General features: G+C 49.7%; 4 protein-coding genes. 1 reads left to right on the top strand and 3 read right to left on the bottom strand.

Annotated features, from left to right (window positions below; translation table 11 throughout):
* Positions 1 to 292: hypothetical protein (locus J4G02_08035; GenBank protein ID MCE2394523.1), on the bottom strand; the 292-nt coding region annotated here is incomplete at its 3' end.
* A gap of 256 nt (positions 293 to 548) precedes the next feature.
* On the opposite strand from J4G02_08035, the gene J4G02_08030 reads away from it, so the two are divergent.
* A complete protein-coding gene (locus J4G02_08030) occupies positions 549 to 1,604 on the top strand; it encodes an Ldh family oxidoreductase (protein MCE2394522.1) in 1,056 nt (351 codons plus the stop codon).
* 1 nt (position 1,605) lies between these two features.
* Here the strand turns inward: J4G02_08030 and J4G02_08025 are convergent, their stop codons facing one another.
* A complete protein-coding gene (locus J4G02_08025; GenBank protein MCE2394521.1) occupies positions 1,606 to 2,865 on the bottom strand; it encodes a M48 family metallopeptidase in 1,260 nt (419 codons plus the stop codon).
* A 39-nt stretch (positions 2,866 to 2,904) separates the two neighbouring features.
* Positions 2,905 to 4,839, bottom strand: a 1,935-nt coding sequence (locus tag J4G02_08020) for an insulinase family protein (GenBank protein ID MCE2394520.1), incomplete at its 5' end; no start/stop codon positions are given.

Here is a 4,839-nt window from a genome sequence, read left to right as displayed (position 1 = left end):
TCCGATCCGCAAAGCTGGCGGTCTGATCGTATACAGTGCTGCTGTGCGCACTCTTCAACGCTTGCACATCAACGGTGTTGGGGATTTCACGATAGGAGTAATCGCCGGCCATGAAATGATTATCAAACGGTTCTTGAGACGCTGTATGTAAACCGGCGGTGGTGACTAAGGCAACTCGGCATTCCGTTAGTGGGTGCTGCAGCGGGGTATGCGGCGTTGTGTCGTAACGTCGATAGCGATAGAGTTTCATGAAGATGCGAAGTTTGAAGTCGAGTTCATCAAAGGATGGCATGCTGGATTCCCTCTCTGCATTGTCTAAGTCGTACACAGATCAATATTTCAACTACAGGACTTACGCAAATTTAGCACGCGGCGCAAGATTTTTTATTTTTAACCCCCTACATCCCCCTTATCAGGGGGACTTATAAACCCGCTGCGTAAGTCCTAAACTATATTCTTTATGTCAATTATAGCATAAATTGAGTTGGTTTCAAATGAGCTCTTTCTCACCTGAACACGAACTATTTCCGAAACCGAGGTTTTCGATAATGGCAGATTCAAAGCGAATTGAACATCGTGAGCTCGTTCAATTTTTCAAAGAGGCGTTGATGGCTGTTGGGGCGCCTTCGCATGTGGCAGAGGTGGAGGCGGAGATTGGTGCGGAGGTAGATCTCTGCGGCGTACATTCACACGGCGTTCGATTGTTGCCGGTGATGGTTGAGAACATCCAAACCGGATTGACGAACCCGGATCCGGAAGTGAAGGTTCTTGCAGAGTATCCGGCTTCAGTACTCGCAGAGACAGATCGGGGCATCGGGCGTTATATTTCTGCCCTTGGGATGGATATGGCGATAGAACGTGCCGAAACCTGCGGCATCGGCGCAGTCACTATTCGGGGTGTGGCGCACTGGGGACGTGGATATAGTTATGCAGCGCGGGCGGCGCGAGCTGGTATGATCGGTTTGGCGTTTACAAACGCTATCATCAACTTTCCGGCATGGGGCACTTCTGCAGCGTCCCTAGGCAACAATCCAATGGCCATCGGTGTGCCTGTGGAGGATGGGGCTGAGCCGGTCGTGCTAGACCTCGCCATGACGCAGACAGCGATCGGCCGGGTCCGAGAAGCTGCGGAGGCGGGTCAGTGCGTTCCGCTTGGCTGGGGGTTAGATGCGGTGGGAAAACCGACTACGGATCCGGAAGCAATCGTTGAGTCCCAACGGTTCCTGCCGATGGGTGAACATAAGGGATCCGGTTTAGCGTTCATGATTGAGCTGCTGACAGCGGGCCTGGCGGGTGGCTTGCTCTGCTATGAACTGGGAATAGAGGGACGGCCAACGGACACATCGGGAGGTTCATCTAAACTTTTCATCGCTATACGGCCTCACGGGGATTGGTTAAACGAAAGGACTGCATCGCTCAAATCCTACCTAAAGTCTGCACCGCCGGCAGAAGAACAGGGCGAAGCACAGTGGCCCGGCGAGGGTAGCTATCGCCGCCGAACCGAGTATCTGGTACATGGCATCCCAATTCCTATCAAGCTGGCAGCGGATATAGAGGTACTCGCGCAAGAATTGTCTGTACCGTTGAACTGGAGGGATCAGTAAATTAGTCCGAAGATGTATGCAACCCATTGTCGAATTGACGTAACGCTGCGATACGCTGAAGCACTGGTGGATGACTGTAGTTGAGAAAGACAGTCAGAGGGTGGGGTGTAAGATTACCGAGGTTAGAAACAGATAGGTTTTTCAAACCGGAAATGAGCGGTTCGGGGGAGGCAATGGTCTCAGCAGCAAAGGCGTCGGCTTCATATTCATGCTTCCGAGACATATAGTTCAAACCGATAGACAGGACCAGCTCAATTGGCGTGTAGAGAATAGAGAAGAAAACAATCCCCGCATAGACCGAAGCCCCCTCCATCTGAAAAGCATCAAAGAGCGCCCTGTTTTCAACAAACTGTGAGAGCAGAAAAAGTAATAGCCCAGAATGAAGAATCGATAAAATCGTACCCTTTAGGACATGCTTTTTCTTGTGATGTCCCACCTCATGCGCAATGACCGAGACGAGTTCTCGAACGGAATGCTTCTCGATCAAGGTATCAAAAAGCGCGATCCGCTTTTTCGCTCCGAAACCGCTTAAATAGGCGTTAGAGTGCGTTGAACGTTTAGAGCCATCCATGACGGAGATCTCTGTAAGTGGGAACCTCACTCTCGTCGTATATTCCTGAATCGCGTCTTTAAGTTCACCCTCCGCTAATGGCGTAAATTTGTTAAACATCGGCGCAATCAGTGTGGTAAAAAGCGGCGGCGCAATTATGATGAAACAGGATATCAGTCCCCACGCATAAATCCAAGCAAGGTCGCCAGTTTTTTCAAAGAAGTACAGCACCCCACCAAGTAGAGGGACCCCTAAAACGATTGCCAGTGCGTAAGTCTTGATATGATCCAACACGAACGTCTTGACCGTCATCTTATTGAAGCCGAATTTTTCTTCAATAACAAAGTCGCTGTAGAGTGAAAAGGGGATAGAGATAATATCCCTTGCAAAATAGAGGATTGCAAAGAAAATTAAGCCGGTTACTATCGGTGGTAGATTCAACCCGCGGACAAACTCATCCACAATGTTGAATCCACCCACTAAGATGAACGCCAAAATTAGGCACAGATCGAACGTAGAGGAAACATAGGCAAATTTTGCACCGGCTCTGGTATATTCTTGGGATTGGCGGTATTTGTCGCCATCGTAAAATCCCTCAAATTCATTGGGTAGCTTTGGATCCAGCGCCTTTAAGTTCAGATAGCGTGCAATGCTACGCAGTGCAAATTCGCCAATCAGTGCGGTTAGAATGATGACCAGATATACGTTCATAGCATCAAGGTGGCGTTATAGGAATCCGACCAGTTAGGTTCAATCAATGAAGATATCATCTAAGCCGATTTCTATCACCTGCCCCACCGCTGCCAACCTTTCCATCTCCATCTTGTTCCGATCACCAACGATGGAGATGAGTTTTGGATGACCTTGAACATGCGCTTTATGGAATTGGAGCATTAGGTCCATATTCGACGCCCGGATCGATTCATAGCGAATCTTTCGCGGATCGATTGGAACTTCCAAACGCTCCCAAGAACGCACTGCGCCAATGACGGCCCGGAAACCGATTTTCGCCGTGCGATACCGATTGATTCTCGATTGACGTGCCTCATCGAATCGTTCGGGAGATTCCGGCAGGTTATCAATGAGGTCGATGAGAGCTTCCACTGCCTCCGGCGTTTTGTCCGCTTGGCAGGCGATGTATCCCCACATCAGATTTTGCTCACCCCTGCGGCTGCCTGTCGCATACCTGGCAAATGTGGAATAGGCAAGCGCGCGGGCTTCGCGTAGTTCTTGGAAGACGATGCCGGACATCCCACCCGCAAAGTAGGCGTTATAGAGTTGGATGGCAGGATTGTTCGCCTCATTGTAATCTTCGCCTCCAAACTCGATGTCCACCTGCGATTGTGCCATTTCCTTGTTGAAAAACAGTATCTCGGTCTTTTCGGGGACGCGCGTTTTGAGGAAATAGTAGGGTGGCGGAGTACCCAAAGCCTCTGAGATGGGATGATGTGCCTTGAGGGTTGCACCCACTTCATCAAGCGGGATCGAGCCTGTATAGCTGATTGTGTGTTTGTAACTCAAGAGTCCTTGAATCTCTTTGTGGAGTTCATCTACTGTCAGCTGCTGGACCGCTGCGCTAGGCAACAGCCGCAGATAGCGTGAATCCTCTCCATGACGGTTGTAATTGACCAAGGCACCTCGAATACTACGGTGATTTTTTTTGGCATCCTCCCGATTGGCGAGAATGATTTTGACGAGTTCCTCAAGCGTTGCGGCATCGGCGATCGGCTGCTTCAGGTAATCCATAGTCAACGCCACAGATGCACCGAAGTTTTCGTCAAGTCCCGAAATGGAAATAGTCGTTTCATTGTTCCCAACGTTGAGACTAAAATCGGTTCCTAGTTTATACCATTCTTTCTTTAGGTCTTCGCTGCTGTATTTTGATGTGCCGGATTTATCGAGCAGTTGCGCGGCGATAGCCAACTTATTATTGTGGCGACTGCCGACATCAACGGAAATTGTGAAAACGAAGAGATCGTTGATCGGGTTCTGGGCATAATAGAGTTTGACGCCTTCGTGATAATCGGCGATTTGGTAGTCTTTCGCTGCATTGACAAAGACCGGCTCAATCTCTTCGACGGGCATTTCCAAGACCTCTTTGGCAAAAGCGGATTGCCGCGTGGCATCAATCTCAATTATATCGAGGGCAGGCTTTTCGATCGAGGGGACTTCGTGCTGTTCATCTATACGATAGCCCGCCACATAGTCATCGCCAAAATATCGGTTCGCCACATCGACAATGTCCGGTTTGGTCACCTTCTCCATGCGCGAGATTTCTCCCGCTGTGGTATCCCAATCCTGATAGGCTAAGAACGAATCGCGCATGATACTCACGCGCGCACGATTCGACTCCAAATCCGCTTTTTGAGATTTCTTAAAGTCGGTCACAACGGCTGAAAGGATCCATTCTTCAAACTCACCTTTCTTGATTAGCTCGATCTGTTCTAGAAGGAGTGCTTCAACCTCTGCGAGGGATTGTCCCTCCTTGGGAATACCCCACAGATATTGCGCCCCATAATCGTTGTCCAGATAGGGATAGGAGCCAGCCTCCCGGACTTTTTGCCCCTGATTGAGGTTCAGATTGATTAGCCCGGCTGTCGCATTATCTAAGATCATGTCGAGTAGTTTCAAGGCTTCCGCATCGCGATGGTTGCGACCCTCCGTCCGAAATGCAAGTAGGACATA

The organism is Candidatus Poribacteria bacterium (genome assembly GCA_021295755.1).
In the GTDB taxonomy this organism is placed as follows: Bacteria; Poribacteria; WGA-4E; order WGA-4E; family PCPOR2b; genus PCPOR2b.
This window is presented reverse-complemented; position numbering and strand designations above follow the sequence as displayed.